The sequence below is a fragment of the Rhodococcus sp. IEGM 1307 genome (assembly GCF_030056915.1).
Taxonomy (GTDB): Bacteria; Actinomycetota; Actinomycetes; order Mycobacteriales; family Mycobacteriaceae; genus Rhodococcus_F; species Rhodococcus_F opacus_D.
The window spans coordinates 381,823-401,100 of sequence record NZ_JASHKW010000003.1; the positions used below are offsets into that span (position 1 = coordinate 381,823).

A 19,278-nucleotide genomic window follows, 5' to 3' on the forward strand; every position below is an offset into this window, starting at 1 on the left:
TCCCCGAACGGACAGCTCATGGACCAGACCGCCCGGCCACCCACCGCCACTCCCCCCGCCGCACCCGGCACCTACGAGGCCTCGCTCTCCCGGAGCATCGGCGTCGGCGGAAACATCCTGATCACCCTGTCGTCGATCTCGCCGGCGTCGAGCGTCTTCATCCTCGGCGGCTCGGCGCTCGCCCTGTTCGGCACCGGCGTGTTCTGGGCGTTCCTCATCGCCGGCATCGTGAGCATTCTCATCGCCTTCTGCTACGCCGAACTCGCCTCCGCGTATCCCGTTGCCGGCGGCGACTACTCGCTCGTGTCGCGGGCACTCGGACCGGCCTTCGGCGTCGCCACGTTCTTCATCAGTCTCATCTCCCTGCCGCTGATCATCGCCGTCTTCGCCCTCGGGGTCGCCGACTACCTGGGCGTCGCGATCCACGGCCTGTCCCCGCAGCAGACCGCGCTCGTCGTGGTCGTGATCACCACCGTGACCGCATGTTTCGACATCCGCACCAACGCGTGGCTCACCGGGGTCTTCCTGGGCGTCGAGATGGCGGCGCTGGCTCTGCTCACCGTCCTCGGTTTCGTCCACATGGAACGGCCACTGACCAGCCTCCTCAGCCCGGAGGTTCTCGATCCGAGCACCGGCAACCTCGCACCACTGGCGATCTCCGGACTGATGCTGGCCGTCACCCAGGGGATCTTCGCGTACAACGGGTACGGCGGCGCCGTCTACTTCGCCGAGGAGACCAAGAACGCCGCCCGCTCGATCGCGAAGGCAGTGATCTGGAGCGCCGTCATCACCGTCGCCACCGAACTCGTCCCGCTCATCGCGATCCTGGTGGGCGCCCGCTCGCAGACCGAACTCTTCGGTTCCAGCCTTCCCGTCGAGGCATTCCTCACCGAACGCGCCGGTCACGCCGTCGCCATGGTGGTCCTGCTCTCGATCGCCCTCGCCGTGATCAACGCGATCATCGCGATCACGCTGCAGGCAGGCAGGCTTCTCTACGCCGCCGCTCGGGATCGCGCTCTCCCGGAGACCGTCGCCGCGCCGCTGCAGACCGTCAGCACCAAGGGCCGCGTCCCCGTCCTCGCCACCGTCGTGATGGGCGCCATCGCGTTCGCCGCGTGCTTCGTCCCGCTGGACGTCCTGCTCACCGCCACCGGGTCGACCCTGACGTTCACGTACCTGTTCATCGCGCTGGCCGCGATCAACCACCGCCGCGGCGGCACCACCCGAACCGGCTACCGCATGCCGTTGTGGCCGCTGGCCCCGGGAATCTGCATCGCCGCGCTCGGCCTCGTCTTCGTCGTCACGCTGCTCGACCCGGAGCAGTGGCTCAGCCTCGGCATCTCCCTCGGACTCGTCACCGCCGGCTTCGTCTACTTCGCCCTGTACCTGCGACCGCGCAAGAACACCCACCTGCTGTTGCTGAACGCCGCCCCCGAGGAGAACTGCTGATGCTCGACCTGCTTCTGACCAACGGCATCGTGCGAACGTTCGACACCCCCGGCCGGGCCGAGGCCGTCGGCATCGCGGACGGCCACATCCGGTACGTCGGGACCACCGAGGACGCCCCCGCCGCCCGGCGCACCATCGACCTGCACGGCCGGTTGCTCACCCCCGGCATCATCGACAGCCACAACCACCTGCTCCTCGGATTCGATCCCGACGCCGTGAGCCTCGAAGGCGCACCCGACCTCACCGAGGTCCGGCGACGGATCGGCGCGCACGCGGCCGCCCGCCCCGACCTCGACTGGATCTGCGCCGAGAACGCCGTCTACTCCGTGGTGACCGGGCGCCGCCCGAACGCCGCCGACCTGCGCGGCATCACGGACCGTCCGGTCTTCATCACCACCTACGACCAGCACTCGGTGTGGCTGAACGACGCCGCGCTGCGGGTCCTCGGAATCGACCGCGGCACCCACATTCCCTGGGGGCGGCCGGAATTCGATGATGACGGTGTCCCCACCGGCTGGGTCACGGACTTCTACACCAGCGCGATGACGCGGGCCGGTCTGGCCGGTCTGCAACGCGACATCCCGATGTACTCCCCCGACCGCCGCTATCGGCGCATCACGTCCAGTCTGGAGATGGCGACCGCGAGCGGCATCACCACCGTCGTCGAACCTCAGGTGCCGCTGGCCGAACTCGATCTGATGTACCGGGCCCGCGCCGAGGGACGGATGAACTCGCGGGTGATCACCGCCCTGTTCCACCCGGTCGGCGCCGACGCCGCGTTCCGCCGGGACCTGCGGGAGGCCGTCGACGGCGCACCCGTCGACGACATGCTCCGGCTCGGACCGGTGAAGCTGTACGCCGACGACGTGATCGAACCGCATACCGCGGCCATGCTGTCCGACTACGCGAACCGGCCGGGGCACCGCGGCGCGCCCAGCCTGCCGCCGCAGGAGTTCACCGCGATGCTCACCGAACTCGACCGCCTCGGCTTCCAGACACACACCCACGCCACCGGCGACTGGGGTATCCGCCTGGCGCTCGACTCGATCGAGCACGCCGGCCGCGTGAACGGGACGGCCGACCGGCGGCACGGCATCGTCCACGTCGAATGCCTCCACCCCGAGGACCTTCCCCGGTTCCGGAAGCTCGGCGTGGTCGCGGCGATGCAGCCGCGGCACTGCTCGCCGGACCTCGTCGCGGGAACGTGGATGGAGAACGTCGGCGAGGACCGGTGGGAGCGGGCGTGGCGGTTCCGCTCGCTCGCCGAGTCGGGGGCGGCGCTGGCGTTCTCGAGCGACTGGCAGGTCGGGGAGATGGATCCGCTCGTCGGCCTGTACTCGGCCCTGACCCGCTCGGGCCTGGACGGCCGGACCGACTGGACTCCGCGCGAACGGATGGACCTGGATTCGGCGTTGCGGGCGTACACCCGGGGCGGCGCGTGGGCGTGGCACGCCGAGGACGAGCTCGGAGTGATTCGTCCGGGTGCCCGCGCCGACCTGGTCGTCTGGTCGGCGGACCTCTACACGCTCGAGCCCGGGCAACTGCTGGACCAGCGAGCCGACCTCACCCTCGTCGGCGGCGCGATCGTGCACGACGCCGCCTCCGCGAGCGCCGTTCCGGACGTGCCGTTCGCCGGCTCCGGCGCGGCCGGCCACACCTGCTCGCACGGGTGACTCCGGATTGGACAACTCGGCGCGGCGGGGGGCGCGTCTTTCACCATTTTGTCAGCTGCCCCTGGCTTGTGAGGCAGCGCACACTTGTTTTCAGATGCTCTGCAACTCCGGACCCCGGTCGGACTGTTCGACCGACGGTCCGTTCCGAACCACGAGTTTCGACCCCACGAGAGGAACCGGTACGAATGTCGATCGACGTACTCGAGAACTACATCAACGGTGAGTTCGTCGCCTCATCCGCGACGGAGACGCTGGACTTGATCAACCCCGTGGACGAGAGCGTCGTCGGGCGTGCGCCCGTCTCCACCAAGGCCGACGTGGACGCCGCTGTCGAGGCAGCCGAGCGGGCCTTCGTCTCGTGGGGCAAGACCACCCCGAGCGTGCGCCAGACCGCGTTGCTGAAGCTCGCCGACGCGATCGAGGCGCACAGCGACGAACTCGTCGAGGCGGAGTGCCGCAACACCGGGCAGCCCAAGCAGGTCATCGCCGACGAAGAGATCAAGGTGGGCGCCGATCAGCTCCGCTTCTTCGCGGGTGCGGCCCGGATGCTCGAAGGCAAGGCCGCCGGCGAGTACATGGACGGCTTCACGTCCTACGTGCGCCGCGAGCCGATCGGTGTCGTCGGTCAGGTCACCCCGTGGAACTACCCGTTCATGATGGCGCTGTGGAAGATCGGCCCCGCGCTCGCGGCAGGCAACACGATCGTGCTCAAGCCCAGCGACACCACCCCGAACAGCACACTCGTCCTGGCCCGGCTGACCAAGGGGATCCTGCCGGACGGCGTCTTCAACGTCGTCCTCGGCAACGGTGAGACCGGCGCCACCCTCGTGGAGAACCCGGCCCTCGGACTGGTGTCGATCACCGGATCCGTTCGCGCCGGTATCGCCGTCGCGGTCTCCGCCGCACGCCAGCTCAAGCGCGCCCACCTCGAACTGGGCGGCAAGGCACCCGCCATCGTCTTCGGTGACGTCGACATCGAGAAGACCGCGAGCGGCATCGCCGAGGCTGCCTTCTTCAACGGCGGCCAGGACTGCACCGCCGCCACCCGCGTCCTCGTCCACGAGTCCATCCACGACCAGCTCGTCGACGCGCTCGTCCGCAAGGCCGAGACGCTCAACCCCGGCCTGCCGGACGACCCGGACACGTTCTACGGCCCGCTCAACAACGTCAACCATTTCAACGCGGTCAGTTCGAAGATCGCCGCGCTCCCCACCTCGGCCAAGATCGTCACCGGCGGAAAGCGTTCGGGAGAGCAGGGATTCTTCTTCGAACCCACCGTGATCACCGGCGTCGACCAGCGCGACGACATCGTGCAGGAGGAGACGTTCGGTCCCATCCTCACCGTGCAGAGCTTCTCCGACGAGAAGGAGGCCGTCACCCTCGCCAACGACGTCCGGTACGGTCTGGCGTCGAGTGTGTGGACCAACGATCACGGCGTCACGCAACGGCTCTCGGCCGCACTCGATTTCGGTGCCGTCTGGATCAACTGCCACATCCCGCTCGTCGCCGAGATGCCGCACGGCGGATTCAAGTACTCCGGCTACGGCAAGGACCTCTCCGGCTACGGCGTCGAGGACTACACCCGCATCAAGCACGTCATGAGCTCCAACGACTGACGTCGCCCACCCCCTACCCATCCACGTCACGACCCTGAGGACTGCACCATCATGAACGACATCCAGTACCGGCTGCCGCAGAAGCGCGCCCTGGTCACCGAGCTCCCCGGCCCGAAGTCGGCGGCCCTCACCGCACGCCGCCGCGCCACCGTGGCCGCGGGCGTCGGCTCCAGCGTCCCCGTGTACGCGGCGGATGCCGACGGTGGTGTGGTCGTCGACGTCGACGGCAACTCCCTGATCGACCTCGGCTCGGGCATCGCGGTCACCAGCGTGGGCGCGTCCGATCCGGCTGTCGCCGAGGCGGTTCGGGAGCAGGTCGGGCACTTCACCCACACCTGTTTCATGGTCACCCCGTACGAGGGCTATGTCCGCGTGGCGGAGGAGCTCGCCGCCCTCACCCCGGGCGACCACGAGAAGCGCACCGTCCTGTTCAACTCGGGCGCGGAGGCGGTGGAGAACGCGATCAAGGTCGCTCGCCTCGCCACCGGCCGCGACGCCGTCGTCGCGTTCGACCACGCCTACCACGGTCGGACGAACCTGACGATGGCCCTCACCGCCAAGTCGATGCCCTACAAGGCTCACTTCGGTCCGTTCGCGCCCGAGGTGTACCGGCTCCCCATGTCCTACCCCTACCGGGACCAGGACGGACTGACCGGCGAGCAGGCCGCCCAGCGCGCCATCAGCCAGATGGAGAAGCAGATCGGCGCCGATTCACTCGCGGCGATCATCATCGAACCGATCCAGGGCGAGGGCGGATTCATCGTTCCCGCCGAGGGATTCCTCCCCACCCTGGTGAACTGGGCCCGCGCCAACGGCGTCGTGTTCATCGCCGACGAGGTGCAGACCGGGTTCTCCCGCACCGGCGCCTGGTTCGCCTGCGAGCACGAGGAGATCGTCCCGGACATCATCACGATGGCCAAGGGCATGGCGGGCGGCATGCCGCTGTCCGCGATCACGGGCCGCGCCGGACTCCTCGACAAGGTGCACCCTGGCGGTCTGGGTGGCACGTACGGCGGCAACCCCGTCGCGTGTGCCGCCGCACTCGCCGCGATCGACAGCATGCGGAAGTTCGACCTGCCCGCTCGCGCACAGCACATCGGCGACCTGGCCCTGCCGCGGCTGAAGGCTCTGGCCGCCGACGTCGGCGTCATCGGTGACGTGCGTGGACGCGGCGCGATGCTCGCGATGGAGTTCGTCAAGCCCGGCACCGACGAGCCGGACGCCGAACTGACGAAGGCGATTGCCGCACATGCGCTCGAACAAGGTGTCATTCTGCTGACGTGCGGTACCTACGGAAACGTCATCCGACTGCTTCCGCCGCTGGTGATCAGCGACGACCTGCTCGACGACGCCCTGACCGTCATCGAGCAGATCGTGCGCTCGCTCGTCTGACCCGTGCGCCTTTTCGGTAGTCACCGCTACCGAAAAGGCGCACGAGCACGAAGTGCCCACCCCACGACCAGAGGAGACACCATGACCCGGACGACCACCGGCACGTTCCATCCTCTGGACCCGTTGGGGGCGGACGAATTCGCGCAGGCTGCGGCCGTCCTCGCCCGGGAACACGGGGTCGGGGACGGCTGGCGGTTCGCGTCGATCGAACTGGCCGAGCCGGCCAAGGCCGAGGTGTCGGCGTTCGACGCGTCGGGCGCCGTCCCGGACCGCCGGGCCGTCGTCGTGTGCTTCGACCGCAGCAGCGGAGACACCTACAAGGCGCTCGTCTCGCTCACGGAAGACAACGTGGTCTCCTGGGAGCACATCCCGGACGTCCAGGCGAATTTCACCGTGGACGAATGGGAAGAGGCGGACGCCTTCCTCCGCGGGCACCCGGACGTGATCGCGGCGCTCGCGAAGCGCGGGGTCACGGACATGAGCCTGGTGTTCATGGACGTGTGGACGTACGGCGACGCGGTGACCCCGGAAAAGTACAAGGGGCGCCGGCTCGGCTGGTCGGACACCTGGGTGCGGGCGGCCGAGGGCGCCAACCCGTATGCGGGCCCGGTCAACGGTTTCCACTGCGTGATCGACGTCAACAAGATGGAACTGCTCGAGATCGAGGACACGTTCAGCGTCGAACGTCCCGAGGTCATGGGCGAGTACGTGCCCCGGCACATCCCGGAACGGATCCGCGACGCGAGCACCCGGCCGCCGTTGAAGCCGTTGGACATCGTCCAGCCGGAGGGACCGTCGTTCACGCTCGAGGGCAACAAGCTCGAGTGGCAGAACTGGTCGCTGCGGGTGGGGTTCAACTACCGCGAGGGCATGACCCTGCACGCGGTGACGTACAACGACAACGGCCGGGTGCGCTCGATCGCGAACCGGATGTCGTTCGCGGAAATGGCGGTGCCGTATCGCGATACCAGCACCGATCACTACCGCCGCACCGCCTTCGACATCGGCGAGTGGGGCATCGGGTTCATGACCACGTCGCTGACCCTGGGCTGCGACTGCCTCGGTGAGATCCGGTACCTCGACGCCGTCCTCCACGACAGCCACGGTGTGCCGTACACGATCGAGAACGCGATCTGTATCCACGAGGAGGACAACGCCGTCCTCTGGAAGCACGTCGACCACGACGCGGGCGCCGAGGTGCGCCGCATGCGGCGGCTGACGGTGTCGACACATGTGACGGTCGCGAACTACGAATATCTCGTGTACTGGCGGTTCTACCAGGACGGCAACATCGAGTGCGAGGTCCGCGCCACCGGGATCATGGTGGTCAGCCACTTCCCCGAAGGCGGGGAGCACCCCAGCGGGACGCTCGTCGACAACCGCACGTACGCGCCGTTCCACCAGCACTTCCTGGTCGCCCGCCTCGATCTCGACGTGGACGGCACCGAGAACACGGTGTACGCGACCGAGACCGAGGTGGTGCCGATGGGCCCGGACAACCCTCTGGGTCTGGCGCTGCGCCAGAAGAACACCCCGCTGCGCACCGAACTCGAGGGCCGACAGGACTTCGACTGGCAGAGCCAGCGGGCGTGGAAGGTGGTCAACGACAACACGACCACCGGGCTCGGCACCGCCCCCGCCTACAAGCTCGTACCCGGCGGCGCGATACCGTCGATGTTCGACCCGGCGTCGCCGACCTTCCAGCGCACCGGAGCGATCGGCCACACCGTCTGGGTGACACCCAATTCACCCGACGAGCGCTGGCCTGCCGGGGAATTCGTGAACCAGAGCAAGGTCGATCACGGACTTCCCGCCTGGACCGAGTCAAACCGCCCGATCGAGAACACCGACGTGGTGCTCTGGTACACGTTCGGTATCCACCACATTCCCCGGCCGGAGGATTGGCCGATCATGCCTGCGGACACCGTGTCCTTCTGGCTGAAGCCGGCCGGATTCTTCGACCGCAACCCCGCCCTCGACGTCGCCCCCACCCCGGAGGCGTGCGATCACCACCATTCCCACCACGAGGACTCCGATGACTGATTTCGAACGGCTCCGCGCCACCCTGCCCACCGGTCTATGGATCGACGGCGCCCAGACCGACCCGATCGACGGCGGCACGTTCCCGGTCTACGACCCGGCCACGGGAACCCTCATCGCCGACGTCGCCGATGCCGGCGGCAAGGACGCGATGCGCGCACTGGACTCCGCCGCGGCGGTCCAGGAGGAATGGGCGGCGACCGCGCCGCGGCAGCGGTCGATCATCCTGCGCTCGGCGTGGGAGAAGGTCATCGAGCGCACCGACGACCTCGCGCTGCTGATGACGATGGAGATGGGCAAGGCACTCCCGGAAAGCCGCGGCGAGGTGAACTACGGCGCCGAGTTCCTGCGCTGGTTCAGCGAGGAAGCCGTCCGCATCCAGGGCCGCTACACCACGTCACCGTCCGGCAGCGGACGGATCATGGTCACCAAGGTTCCGGTCGGACCCACCCTGGCCGTCACGCCGTGGAACTTCCCCCTCGCGATGGGCACCCGCAAGATCGGCCCCGCGCTCGCCGCCGGCTGCACGATCATCGTCAAGCCCGCCGAGGACACCCCGCTCACCATGCTGCTGCTCGCCGAGATCTTCGCCGAGGCAGGCCTGCCCGCCGGTGTGCTGTCGGTGCTGCCCGCGTCGAACGCCGCCGCCGTCACCGAACCGCTGCTCGCGGATCCGCGGCTGCGGAAGGTGACGTTCACCGGATCCACCCGGGTCGGCAAGATCCTCATCGAGCAGTCCGCCCAGCAGGTGCTGCGCACCTCGATGGAACTCGGCGGCAACGCCCCGTTCGTGGTCTTCGACGACGCCGACATCGACGCCGCGGTCGAGGGCGCGATGGCCGCGAAGATGCGCAACGGCGGCGAGGCCTGCACCGCCGCCAACCGCCTGATCGTGGCCAACTCGGTGCGCGAGGAATTCACCACCAAGCTCACCGACCGGATCGCCGCACTCACCGTCGGACCGGGCAGCGACGACGGCACCAACGTCGGCCCCCTCGTCAACGAGAAGCAGCGCCGCAACGTGGCGTCCCTCGTCGACGACGCCGTCGCCGCGGGCGCCCGGGTCCGCACCGGCGGCAAGTCCGTCGACGGTCCCGGCTACTTCTTCCAGCCCACCGTCCTCGACGAGGTGCCCGCGAACGCGCGCATCGTCCGCGAGGAGATCTTCGGACCCGTCGCCGCGATCACCGGCTTCGACACCGAGGCCGAGGGCGTCGCCGCCGCCAACGACACCGAATACGGTCTCGCCGCGTACATCTACACCCAGAACGTCGACCGCGCGTTCCGCGTCGCCGACAAGCTCGAGAGCGGCATGGTCGGCGTCAACCGCGGAGTCATCTCCGACGTCGCCGCACCGTTCGGTGGAGTCAAGCAGTCCGGACTCGGCAGCGAAGGCGGCACCGAAGGCATCGAGGAGTACCTCGAGACCAAGTACGTCGGCTTCGCGTAAACCCCCCGCCCCGAGACAGATCGGAACCGTCACCATGCGTTTGGTCGTTGGATATCTCGCCACCCCCAGCGGGGAGGACGGTCTTGCCCTCGGGGCGCAGCTCGCCCGCAGTCTCGGCGCACAGCTCGACATCTGCATGGTGCTCCCGCCGGACCGGACGGTCCCGGCGAGAGTTCCGGCAGAGACCGGCTACGACGACATCCTCGCCTCCCGTGCCCAGCGCTGGCTGGACGAGGCGAAGTCGTCGGTGCCGAGCGACATCGACGTGGACGTCCACCTGAGCTTCCACGAATCGTTCGCGCAGGGTCTCATCGACGAGGTGTCCCGGCTGGGGGCGCAGGCGATCGTCGTCGGCGCCGCCGGGGACGGCCTGCTGGGGCGGCACTCCGTCGGCTCCGTGTCGACGGAACTGCTGCACTCGGCGCACGTTCCGCTGGCCCTCGCGCCCCGCGGGGCGCGGCACTCCTCCGCGAAGAAGATCCGCGAGGTCACCTGCGCGCTCGGGACCCGGACCGGGGCCGACGTGCTGCTGCGGACGGCGGTGCGAACGTGCGAGCGGATGCAGACCCCGCTCCGCCTCGTCTCCCTCGTCGCACTCGACCCGCAGAACGACCTTCGCGATCACCGGGACACCCCCGACGACATCCGCGACCGGGCCGTCGCCCACGCGCACAGTACCCTCGAAGCGGCGAAATCCGCTCTTCCCGAAGACTTTCCCGTGTCCGTCACGATCGCCGACGGATCCTCCGTGGAATCGGCGGTCCGCACACTCGACTGGCAGGACGGCGACCTCGTCATGGTCGGCTCCAGCCGGCTCGCCCAACCTCATCGACTGTTCCTGGGATCCACCGCGGCCAAGATGCTCCGCGTCCTGCCGGTGCCCATGGTGGTCGTCCCCAAGCAGGAGTTCCCCAACAGTGAGTAAACCGTCCGCGACACCAGCCCCGGATCCACGCTCGTTCCCGACCGGAGGTTCAGACATGACGAACAGCGAAGGCGCACCGCCGTCGGCCGACGGCGCCGTGAGCGCCAAGGGGCTGGCCACCGGCGCGGTCGGGACCTTCTCCGGGGCGATTCTCGGAATCTCCTCCGTGGCACCGGGTTACACGCTGACGGCCAGCATCGGACTGATCGTCGCGGCGGTCGGGTTGAAGATGCCCGCCATCTTCATCGCCGGCTTCATTCCCATGTTCCTCACGGCGTACGCCTACCGTGAGCTCAACTCCGAATCACCCGACTGCGGTGCGTCGTTCACGTGGTCGACCAAGGCGTTCGGTCCGTACGTCGGCTGGATGTGCGGCTGGGGCATGGTGATCGCCACGATCATCGTGCTCTCGAACCTCGCGGCGATCGCGGTCCAGTTCTTCTATCTGTTCATCGCGAAACTGTTCGACGCACCGAGCATCGCCGACCTCCCCGGCAACAAATTCGTGAACGTCGGAACGACGCTCGTGTTCATCGCCCTGGCCACCTGGATCGCCAGCCGCGGCATCACCACCAGCGAGCGCCTGCAGGTCGCGCTCGTCGGCTTCCAGATGGTGCTGCTCATCGCCTTCGCGGTGGTGGCACTGGTTCACGTCGGCAACGGGTCCGCCCCGGCCGGGCTCTCGTTCGACCTGAGCTGGTTCAACCCGTTCACCGGACTGGCCCTCGGCGCGTTCGTGATCGGCCTGACGGGTTCGATTTTCGCGTTCTGGGGCTGGGACACCTGCCTGACACTGGGCGAGGAGTCGAAGAACCCGAAGAAGACCCCCGGTCGCGCCGGCCTGCTGTGCGTCGCGACGATCCTGCTGACCTACCTGCTCGTGTCGGTCGCCGCGATGATGTACGCCGGCGTCGGCGAGGACGGTCTCGGCCTCGGCAACCCGGACAACTCCGAGAACGTCTTCGGCGCCCTCGCCGATCCGGTTCTCGGCAACTGGGGCGGCATGCTGCTGTTCCTCGCCGTGTTCGTCTCCTCGGTCGCGAGCCTGCAGACCACGTTCCTGCCCGCCGCGCGCACGATGCTGGCCATGGGCGCCTACGGCGCGTTCCCCAAGAAGCTCGCCGAGGTGTCGCCGCGATTCCTGGTGCCGTCCTACGCGACCGTCGTCGCCGGTGTCGTGACCGCGGTCTTCTACACCGTCGTCACGTTCCTGTCCGAGCGCACGCTGCTCGACACGATCGCCGCGCTGGGCATCATGATCTGCTGGTACTACGGCATCACCGCGTTCGCCTGCGTGTGGTACTTCCGGGGCCGGTTGTTCACGAGCGTGCGCAACGCCGTTTTCCGGTTCGCGTTCCCGCTGCTCGGCGGGCTGATGCTGTTCGCCGTGTTCGTCATCTCGATCGACGAGAGCATGGACCCGGAGAACGCGAGCGGTGCGTCCATCGGCGGAATCGGCCTCGTCTTCTTCCTCGGCTTCGGCATCCTCCTGCTCGGCGCCGTGCTGATGATGGTCATGCGCTTCCGCAGCCCCGCCTTTTTCCGCGGCGAGACCCTCAACCGCGACACGTCCGCGTTGCGGGACGAGGGCGATCTCACGGCTCGATCGGAGCCTGCGCCACCAAGCCCGCGATAAGCGTCCGCAGCCCGAACTCGAATGCTGCATCCGCCCGTCCGGGGTTCGGCCCGGACGTGGCCAGGGCGGCCAGCATGGCCTCGTTCGCCTCGGGCGCCGTCGCCCAGACCACTTCGGGTGCGGCGAGGTCCAGCGCCGACCCGAGCACGAAGCTGTCGACCGTCGTGATGGCGTGCAGAATCTCTTCGGGCGTGAAGCCGCCGTCCGAGAATGCCTGCGCCAGCGCGTTGTACAGCCCGAACGCCACACCGGACTGCACTGTGTGCGCGGTGAACAGAGGAATCAGCCGAGGATGCTCGGCGTAATTGCGCCGATACTCGCGCGCCAGGCCGGCCACCGTCTCGCTCCACTTGCCGTCGGGGTCCACCACCACGATGCCCGCCATCATGCGGGCACGCATCAGTTCGATGATCTCCGCCCTCCCGGACACGTGGTTGTACAGCGAGGAGGGCCGCACCTTCAGCCGTTCGGCGAGACCCGGCATCGTGAAGTCACCGGTGAGGTCCACCATGCGCATGGCAGCTTCGGTGATGATCTCCGGCGACAGCAGTCGCTGTGATGGCCGTGGCATGGGTGCCCTCCTGGTCGGTGTGTGTCACCGGCGACCAGGGTGGATACCGAAGGAATCGAATTCGTCACGCCCCACCCCTTGATCGCCGAGCATTCACCCACCATACTTAACGAATCCAATTCGTTTTAGGCGCTCGCTGAACCGAACATCCGAGGAAACACAATGTTGACGATTACCGCCCTCACCCCTCCCGAGTCCCTGTCGCGGACGAGCGAGACGGGACGCACCCCGCTCCGTGTCGGTCTCGTCCAGCACCGCTGGCACGACAACGATCAGGATCTGCGGGCCGAACTCGACGAGGGCATCGCCGCGGCAGCGAAACTCGGGGCGCGCGTGGTGTTCCTCCCCGAACTCACACTGAGCCGCTACCCCGCGTCGACGCCGGGTGGCGACAACCCGGGACGTACCGCCGAGGACCTCCTCACCGGCCCCACGTTCACGTTCGCCGCCAAGGCCGCCGCCGAACACGGCGTCCTCGTCCACGCCTCGCTGTACGAGCGGAACGACACCGAGGACGGCGTGCAATACGAGGACGGACTCGGGTTCAACACGGCCATCCTCGTCGCCCCCTCCGGTGAACTGCTCGCCCGCACCCGCAAGCTGCACATCCCCGTCACCGCCGGCTACTACGAGGACACCTATTTCCGCGGCGGTCCCGCAACCGATCCGTACCCCGTCCACACCGCCGAGGCACTCGGCGGGGCGAAGCTCGGACTGCCGACGTGCTGGGACGAGTGGTTCCCCGAGGTCGCCCGCGCGTACTCGCTCGGCGGCGCCGAGATCCTGGTGTACCCCACCGCGATCGGCTCGGAGCCCGACCACCCGCAGTTCGACACCCAGCCGCTGTGGCAGCAGGTGATCGTCGGCAACGGCATCGCGAACGGCACCTTCATGGTGGTGCCCAACCGCCACGGCAGCGAAGGCCTCATCACGTTCTACGGCTCGTCGTTCATCTCCGACCCCTACGGCCGGATACTCGCGCAGGCCCCGCGCGACGATTCCGCGGTCCTGGTCGCCGACCTCGACCTCCAGCAGCGCGAAGACTGGCTGGCCCTGTTCCCGTTCCTGGCCACCCGGCGCCCCGACACGTACGGCGTCCTCACCGAGCCGGTCGATCACGCCTCCCCGTTCGGGAGGGCCTGATGACCTGGCGCATGCCCGCGGAAGGCGAACTGCACGAACGCACCTGGATGGCCTACCCCAGTGAGGGCTACTCCCTGGGCGACACCGCCGAGGAACACCACGAGGCCCGCACCACGTGGGCCGAGGTGGCGCACGCCGTGGCCCGGTTCGAGCCCGTCACCGTCGTCGTCGACCCCGGACAGGTGTCCGCAGCCAAGGAATACCTGTCCGCCGACATCGACATCGTCGAGGCGCCGCTGAACGACGCCTGGATGCGCGACATCGGACCCACATTCGTGCTGTCCGAGGACGGACGCCTCGGCGGCGTCGACTGGATCTTCAACGGCTGGGGCGGCCAGGACTGGGCCCGGTGGGACAAGGACTCGAAGATCGGCGCACTGGTCGTCGAGCGGTCCGGGGCCGCCCTCGTCGACTCGCCCATCGTCAACGAGGGCGGCGGCATCCAGGTCGACGGCCTCGGCACCGTGCTGGTGACCGAGACCGTGCAACTCGACCCCGGCCGCAACCCCGAACTGTCGAAAGCCGACATCGAGGCCGAGCTCGCCCGGACGATCGGTGCCACGAAGGTCATCTGGCTGCCGCGCGGACTGACCCGGGACCAGGACACGTACGGCACGCGCGGGCACGTCGACATCGTCGCCGCCATCCCGTCACCGGGCGTCGTCCTGGTGCACGACCAGCGCAACCCCGAACACCCCGACTTCGAGGTCAGCAAGGCCGTCATCGACGTGCTGAAGCAGACCACCGACGCCCGCGGTGAGTCGTGGGAGATCATCACCGTCCCCGCGCCGACAGTCCTGCGCGACGAGGAGGGCTTCGTCGACTACAGCTACATCAACCATTTCGTCGTCAACGGCGGCATCATCGCGTGCAGCTTCGACGATCCCGCGGACGAGGAAGCAGTCGCGATCCTGTCGGCCGCCTACCCCGGCCGCACGGTCGTGACGGTCGACGCCCGCCCGCTCTTCGCGCGCGGCGGCGGAATCCACTGCATCACCCAGCATCAGCCCGCTGTGCGCTGACGCGCCCGTGAGTACTTGTTAACCGCCCGCGGTTAACAAGTACTCACGGGCTAGCGCCTGCGACGCATGTAGTCGCTGACGACGGCGGCGCCGAGACCGTCCAGCCCGGGCGCCACGACGCGTCCGCCGACCCGCTCGGCCATCCGGTCCACCACCCGCGCGAGGCCGGGATCCTCACCGAGCCGGAAGAACGTGACGTGGGCACCGAGCCGGGCGAGGGTGTCGAGTTCCCGGACCGTCAGACCGAGGGTCCGGGCGCTCGGCGGGTAGTCGAAGTAGGCGAAACCGTCCGGCTCGAGGTGGGCCGTCGGCTCACCGTCGGTGACGATCAGGACCACCGGCTGGGCGTTGGGGTGCCGGCGCAGATGCCGGGCCGCCAGCAGCAGCGCGTGGTGCAGGTTGGTGCCCTGGTCCCAGGCGCCGTCCAGGCCGGCCAGCTCCGACGGCGTCAGCACCTGCGCGTGCCTGCCGAACGAGATGAGTTGCAGTTCGTCGCTGCGGAATCGGGTGCTCACCAAGTGGTTCAGGGCGAGGGCGGTGCGTTTCATCGGCACCCACCGGCCCTCCATCACCATCGAGAACGACGTGTCGACGAGCAGCGCGACCGCCGCCTGCGACCGCTGCTCGGTCTCCATCACCTCGACGTCCGCCACGGACAACCGGACGGGGACGCGACCGCGCTCGACCGGATCGGACGCCGCCCGCAGCACGGCGTTGGTGATCGTGCGCGTGACGTCCCACGGCTCGGTGTCGCCGAACGCCCATTCGCGGGACGCGCCGGTCGGCTCCCCCATCGCCCCGGCGCGGCGCGTCTCCCGTTGCCCGCCACGCGAAGACAGTTGCTGCGCCACGTCCCGCAGAGCGGTCTGACCGAGTTGCCGCATCGCCTTGGGCGACAGCCGCCACTGGCCGTCCGCCCCACGGTCGAAGAAGCCCTGATCGCGCAGGGCCTTCTCGAGTTCGGCGAGGGTCTGAGCATCGGCCGCCGCCTCCTCGCCGAGTTGCCGGGCCAGAGCGTCCGCGTCGATGTCGTCGAGTTGTGCGCCCGCGTACTGCTGCGACAGTTGCTCGGCGAGCGACTCGAGTTCCGCGATGTCCTGCAACGCTCCGGTGCCCTCGCCCAGGCCCATGCCGTCGTCGCCGCGGAACCGCTGCGCGCCCTGCCAGTCCTCACCAGGGCGCGCGGCCTGCAGATGCTGGTCCAGCCGGTCGAGCTGCCCGATCAGCGACGGATCGCCGAACGCCTGCTGCGCCAGCGCATCCAGTTCGTCGCGCTGCTCCTGCGACAGCGAGTTCCGCAGGCGCTGCGCCGCCGCCGCCCGCTGCGCCAGTGAGTCGAGCAGTTCCTCGACGTTCTGCGGGTTCTCGGGGAAGTACTCCCCGTGCTTGTCCATGAACTCGTCGAACTGTTCCTGCGTGTCCTCGCCGCGGGAGTGCTTGTCCAGCAGGTCATTGAGATCGGCGAGCATCTCGCGGATGCGTTCGCGGTCCTCTTCCGTGGCCCCCTCGAGGGCCTGTTTCATGCCGGCGAACCGCTGGTCCAGCATTTCGCGCCCCAGGAGGTCCCGGATCTTCTCGTAGTCCTCGCGGGCTTCCGAACTGCGCCAGTCGTAGTCGGCGAGTTCCTGCACGGCCTGCGCGGTGGACGACGACAGTTCCTCGAGACGCATCTCCGAGAAGCGGGCGTCGTCGTCGAGCGCGCGGGCCAGCGCCTTGCGTTCCTCGAGCACCGCGCGGTCGAGGAGTTCCCGGACCTCCTCGAGTGTGCCGTTCAGGTTGTTCCGCTTCAACAGCTCACGGCGACGCCGATTGGCCTCGGCCGCAAGCTCGTCCAACCCGCGCATGTCCCGGTTGCCGCGCCGGAGCATCTCGCGCAGCGCCTGCCGCGGCGACGTTCCCGCGAACACGTCGTCGCCGATCGCGGCCAGGGCCTCGCGCAGGTCCACCGGCGGCGCCAGCGGATCACCGCCCTCGTACGGCCCGTACCGCGCGTTGTGCGGTCCGCGCTCCGCCTTGCGGGACATTACGAATACACCGTCTGCCCGTTGATGTCCGGGTTCTTCGAGATCCGCCGCGCCAGGTACAGCCCTTCGAGGGCGAACTCGGCGGCCGCGGCCCGCTCACCGTCGGACTCCGCGCCCAGACGCTCGGCCAGCTCGTCGAGGACCTCGAGTTCGGGCAGCTCGTTCAGCAGCGCCTTCGCCGTGATCCGCTCACCGGTCACCACCGGGTCGCCCTGCTCGACAGCGTCCACGAGTTCCGCCAGGTCGATGCCGCCCAGCCGGGTGCGGACCGTGTCGGCCGTCGCCCGCCGGAGCAGGTGCTCCAGGACCTCGATCTCGCGCCCCTCCTCACCGGATTCGAATTCCACCTTGCCCCGCAGTACGTCGACGACGGTCTCGAGGTCGACCGGCCGCGCGACCGGGTCGGCTTCACCGAGCACGGCGCCACGATGCACCGCGGCGGCACTGACGGTTTCGGCGCCTGCCACCGCGAAGCGGGCGGACACACCCGACCGCTGATCGACCGACGTCGACTCACGGAGCAGACGGGTGAACCGGGCCAGGATCTCGAGGAGGTACTCGGGCACCTCCGCGGTGAGATGCGCTTCCTGCAGGATGACCGCGACCTCGTCGTCGAGCCGGGTCGGGTAGTGCGTGCGGATCTCGGCACCGAACCGGTCCTTCAGCGGGGTGATGATGCGACCGCGGTTCGTGTAGTCCTCCGGGTTCGCGCTGGCCACCATCAGGACGTCCAGCGGCAGCCGGAGGGTGTATCCGCGGACCTGGATGTCGCGTTCCTCCATGACGTTGAGCAGCGACACCTGGATGCGTTCGGCGAGGTCGGGCAGTTCGTTGATGGCGACGATGCCCCGGTGCGCGCGGGGAACCAGCCCGAAGTGAATGGTTTCCGGGTCGCCGAGACTCCGGCCCTCCGCCACCTTGACCGGATCCACGTCGCCGACGAGGTCCGCCACCGACGTGTCGGGGGTCGCGAGTTTCTCCGAATACCGCTCGCTGCGGTGCCGCCACGCGACGGGGAGGCTGTCGCCCAGTTCCTGCGCCCGGCGGATCGACGCCGGGGTGATGGGCTCATAGGGATGCTCCCCGAGTTCGGAACCGGCGATCACCGGGGTCCATTCGTCGAGGAGCAGATTGAGGGTGCGGAGGAGGCGGGTCTTGCCCTGACCACGTTCGCCGAGCAACACCACGTCGTGACCGGCGATGAGAGCCCGTTCGAGCTGTGGTTCCACCGTCTCCTCGAAACCGACGATGCCGGGCCACGGATCACGACCGTCGCGTAGGGCCGCGAGCAGATTCTCGCGGATCTCTTCCTTGACGGTGCGTTGAATGTGGCCCGACTCGCGGAGCTCACCGACGGTGGAAGGTCTGTGTTCCGATGACGTCACCACTCCACGCTACGAGGGTTCGAGCGAATCGGCACGCGGTTAACGCGCGCCGACCCGCCCGGGTCAGTCCTCGCGGCGCAGCGGGAGCAGTTCGCGGACCTTGCGATCGCGCAGGTACAGACCCGCCCAGACCGCGATTCCGACGTACACCGCGAACAGCACCGTGCTGAACAACGGCTTCTCGACGCGCCAGTTGGTGAGCACCGCCCCACCGAGATAGCCGGTCAGCAGCACCGCACCGAGCGGGGCGGTCCGCGGCACCAGATAGAGCACCGTGCAGAGGAGCAGCACCACTCCGATCGGCACGATGATGTGCATCGGCAGTCCCAGTTCGGCGGCCGAGTCCTCCACCGGTCCGATCTTCAGGAGCTTGCCGACCGCGTCGAACAGGAGGAAGGCGCCGACGAGTCCGCTGAGGACCCAGCCCACCGTGCGCGCGGATCCCGACTCCGCCGTCACGGGTGTGGTCGCGGTGCTCACGACTCCTGCCCCTGCGCCGCATCGACATCCATCCACACGACCTCCCAGAGGTGACCGTCCGGGTCCTGGAAGCTGCGGCCGTACATGAATCCCTCGTCCATCGGATCGTTGGAGAAGGATCCGCCCGACGCGAGCGCCTTGTCGGCCAGCGCGTCGACGGCCTCCCGGCTGTCCGCGGAGATGCAGATGATGGATTCGGTGGTCGTGGTGGCGTCCGCGACGGCCTTCTTGGTGAAGGTGGAGAAGAACTTTTCCGTCAGCAGCATGACGTGGATCTGCTCGCTGACGACGATCGACGACGCGTTCTCGTCCGAGAACTGGGGGTTCTTCCGGTAGCCGAGCGCCTCGTAGAAGGCCGTCGACTTGCCGAGGTCCTTCACGGGGAGGTTCACGAAGATCGTGGTCGACATCGAATTCTCTTTCCGTCGGTGGAGCCGAGTGTTTTCGGGTGACGAGCCGTGCGACCTTGTGG

At 68.5% G+C, this 19,278-nt stretch carries 15 protein-coding genes; 10 read left to right on the top strand and 5 right to left on the bottom strand.

Annotation, left to right across the window (positions count from 1 at the left end; genetic code table 11):
* The first annotated feature begins 18 nt into the window (after positions 1-18).
* The 8 genes from QM841_RS08050 to QM841_RS08085 all read left to right on the top strand — a co-directional run bounded on the left by QM841_RS08050 (position 19) and on the right by QM841_RS08085 (position 12,181).
* Positions 19-1,449, top strand: coding sequence for an APC family permease (locus QM841_RS08050; RefSeq protein ID WP_065489969.1), 1,431 nt, complete (start codon positions 19-21; stop codon positions 1,447-1,449).
* Positions 1,449-3,122, top strand: coding sequence for an amidohydrolase (locus QM841_RS08055; protein ID WP_283331529.1), 1,674 nt, complete (start codon positions 1,449-1,451; stop codon positions 3,120-3,122). The genes QM841_RS08050 and QM841_RS08055 overlap by 1 nt, the downstream gene beginning before the upstream one ends.
* Positions 3,123-3,307: 185 nt before the next feature.
* On the top strand, positions 3,308-4,738 hold the full coding sequence (locus QM841_RS08060; RefSeq protein ID WP_283331530.1) for a gamma-aminobutyraldehyde dehydrogenase: 1,431 nt from the start codon (positions 3,308-3,310) through the stop codon (positions 4,736-4,738).
* A gap of 51 nt (positions 4,739-4,789) precedes the next feature.
* Positions 4,790-6,130 (top strand): 4-aminobutyrate--2-oxoglutarate transaminase, encoded by a 1,341-nt coding sequence (gene gabT / locus QM841_RS08065; RefSeq protein WP_283331531.1) that lies wholly within the window; start codon positions 4,790-4,792, stop codon positions 6,128-6,130.
* A gap of 81 nt (positions 6,131-6,211) precedes the next feature.
* The gene (locus QM841_RS08070) at positions 6,212-8,173 is read left to right on the top strand and encodes a primary-amine oxidase (RefSeq protein ID WP_283331532.1); all 1,962 of its coding nucleotides are present in this window, start codon (positions 6,212-6,214) and stop codon (positions 8,171-8,173) included.
* A complete protein-coding gene (locus QM841_RS08075; RefSeq protein ID WP_005572762.1) occupies positions 8,166-9,620 on the top strand; it encodes an NAD-dependent succinate-semialdehyde dehydrogenase in 1,455 nt (484 codons plus the stop codon). Before QM841_RS08070 ends, QM841_RS08075 begins: the two co-directional genes overlap by 8 nt.
* A gap of 34 nt (positions 9,621-9,654) precedes the next feature.
* Positions 9,655-10,545 (top strand): universal stress protein, encoded by an 891-nt coding sequence (locus tag QM841_RS08080; protein ID WP_283331533.1) that lies wholly within the window; start codon positions 9,655-9,657, stop codon positions 10,543-10,545.
* A 55-nt stretch (positions 10,546-10,600) separates the two neighbouring features.
* On the top strand, positions 10,601-12,181 hold the full coding sequence (locus tag QM841_RS08085; protein ID WP_283331534.1) for an APC family permease: 1,581 nt from the start codon (positions 10,601-10,603) through the stop codon (positions 12,179-12,181).
* Here the strand turns inward: QM841_RS08085 and QM841_RS08090 are convergent.
* Positions 12,141-12,752: a TetR/AcrR family transcriptional regulator gene (locus tag QM841_RS08090; protein ID WP_283331535.1), complete on the bottom strand. Its 612-nt coding sequence runs from the start codon at positions 12,750-12,752 to the stop codon at positions 12,141-12,143. The two genes, QM841_RS08085 and QM841_RS08090, sit on opposite strands and share 41 nt — an antisense overlap.
* A 162-nt stretch (positions 12,753-12,914) precedes the next feature.
* On the opposite strand from QM841_RS08090, the gene QM841_RS08095 reads away from it, so the two are divergent.
* Positions 12,915-13,895: a nitrilase-related carbon-nitrogen hydrolase gene (locus QM841_RS08095; protein WP_283331536.1), complete on the top strand. Its 981-nt coding sequence runs from the start codon at positions 12,915-12,917 to the stop codon at positions 13,893-13,895.
* Positions 13,895-14,917, top strand: coding sequence for an agmatine deiminase family protein (locus tag QM841_RS08100; protein WP_283331537.1), 1,023 nt, complete (start codon positions 13,895-13,897; stop codon positions 14,915-14,917). The genes QM841_RS08095 and QM841_RS08100 overlap by 1 nt, the downstream gene beginning before the upstream one ends.
* A gap of 50 nt (positions 14,918-14,967) precedes the next feature.
* Here the strand turns inward: QM841_RS08100 and QM841_RS08105 are convergent, their stop codons facing one another.
* From QM841_RS08105 to QM841_RS08120, 4 genes are all read right to left on the bottom strand, one after another.
* On the bottom strand, positions 14,968-16,941 hold the full coding sequence (locus tag QM841_RS08105; protein ID WP_283331538.1) for a vWA domain-containing protein: 1,974 nt from the start codon (positions 16,939-16,941) through the stop codon (positions 14,968-14,970).
* On the bottom strand, positions 16,941-18,326 hold the full coding sequence (locus QM841_RS08110) for an ATP-binding protein (protein ID WP_005238585.1): 1,386 nt from the start codon (positions 18,324-18,326) through the stop codon (positions 16,941-16,943). Before QM841_RS08110 ends, QM841_RS08105 begins: the two co-directional genes overlap by 1 nt.
* Before the next feature lie 63 nt (positions 18,327-18,389).
* Positions 18,390-18,806 carry a DoxX family protein gene (locus tag QM841_RS08115; protein WP_280784105.1) on the bottom strand — a complete coding sequence of 139 codons (417 nt, stop codon included), beginning with the start codon at positions 18,804-18,806 and terminating at the stop codon, positions 18,390-18,392.
* Positions 18,803-19,216, bottom strand: a complete 414-nt coding sequence (locus QM841_RS08120) for a VOC family protein (protein ID WP_283331539.1) — start codon at positions 19,214-19,216, stop codon at positions 18,803-18,805. The genes QM841_RS08115 and QM841_RS08120 overlap by 4 nt, the downstream gene beginning before the upstream one ends.
* Positions 19,217-19,278: the final 62 nt, after the last annotated feature.

Coding starts and splice junctions, on each gene's coding strand:
- QM841_RS08090 (WP_283331535.1), bottom strand. CDS start 12,752: ATGCCACGGCCATCACAGCGACTGCTGTCGCCGGAGATCATCACCGAA.
- QM841_RS08100 (WP_283331537.1), top strand. CDS start 13,895: ATGACCTGGCGCATGCCCGCGGAAGGCGAACTGCACGAACGCACCTGG.
- QM841_RS08085 (WP_283331534.1), top strand. CDS start 10,601: ATGACGAACAGCGAAGGCGCACCGCCGTCGGCCGACGGCGCCGTGAGC.
- QM841_RS08050 (WP_065489969.1), top strand. CDS start 19: ATGGACCAGACCGCCCGGCCACCCACCGCCACTCCCCCCGCCGCACCC.
- gabT (WP_283331531.1), top strand. CDS start 4,790: ATGAACGACATCCAGTACCGGCTGCCGCAGAAGCGCGCCCTGGTCACC.
- QM841_RS08060 (WP_283331530.1), top strand. CDS start 3,308: ATGTCGATCGACGTACTCGAGAACTACATCAACGGTGAGTTCGTCGCC.
- QM841_RS08055 (WP_283331529.1), top strand. CDS start 1,449: ATGCTCGACCTGCTTCTGACCAACGGCATCGTGCGAACGTTCGACACC.
- QM841_RS08095 (WP_283331536.1), top strand. CDS start 12,915: ATGTTGACGATTACCGCCCTCACCCCTCCCGAGTCCCTGTCGCGGACG.
- QM841_RS08080 (WP_283331533.1), top strand. CDS start 9,655: ATGCGTTTGGTCGTTGGATATCTCGCCACCCCCAGCGGGGAGGACGGT.
- QM841_RS08105 (WP_283331538.1), bottom strand. CDS start 16,941: ATGTCCCGCAAGGCGGAGCGCGGACCGCACAACGCGCGGTACGGGCCG.
- QM841_RS08070 (WP_283331532.1), top strand. CDS start 6,212: ATGACCCGGACGACCACCGGCACGTTCCATCCTCTGGACCCGTTGGGG.
- QM841_RS08120 (WP_283331539.1), bottom strand. CDS start 19,216: ATGTCGACCACGATCTTCGTGAACCTCCCCGTGAAGGACCTCGGCAAG.
- QM841_RS08075 (WP_005572762.1), top strand. CDS start 8,166: ATGACTGATTTCGAACGGCTCCGCGCCACCCTGCCCACCGGTCTATGG.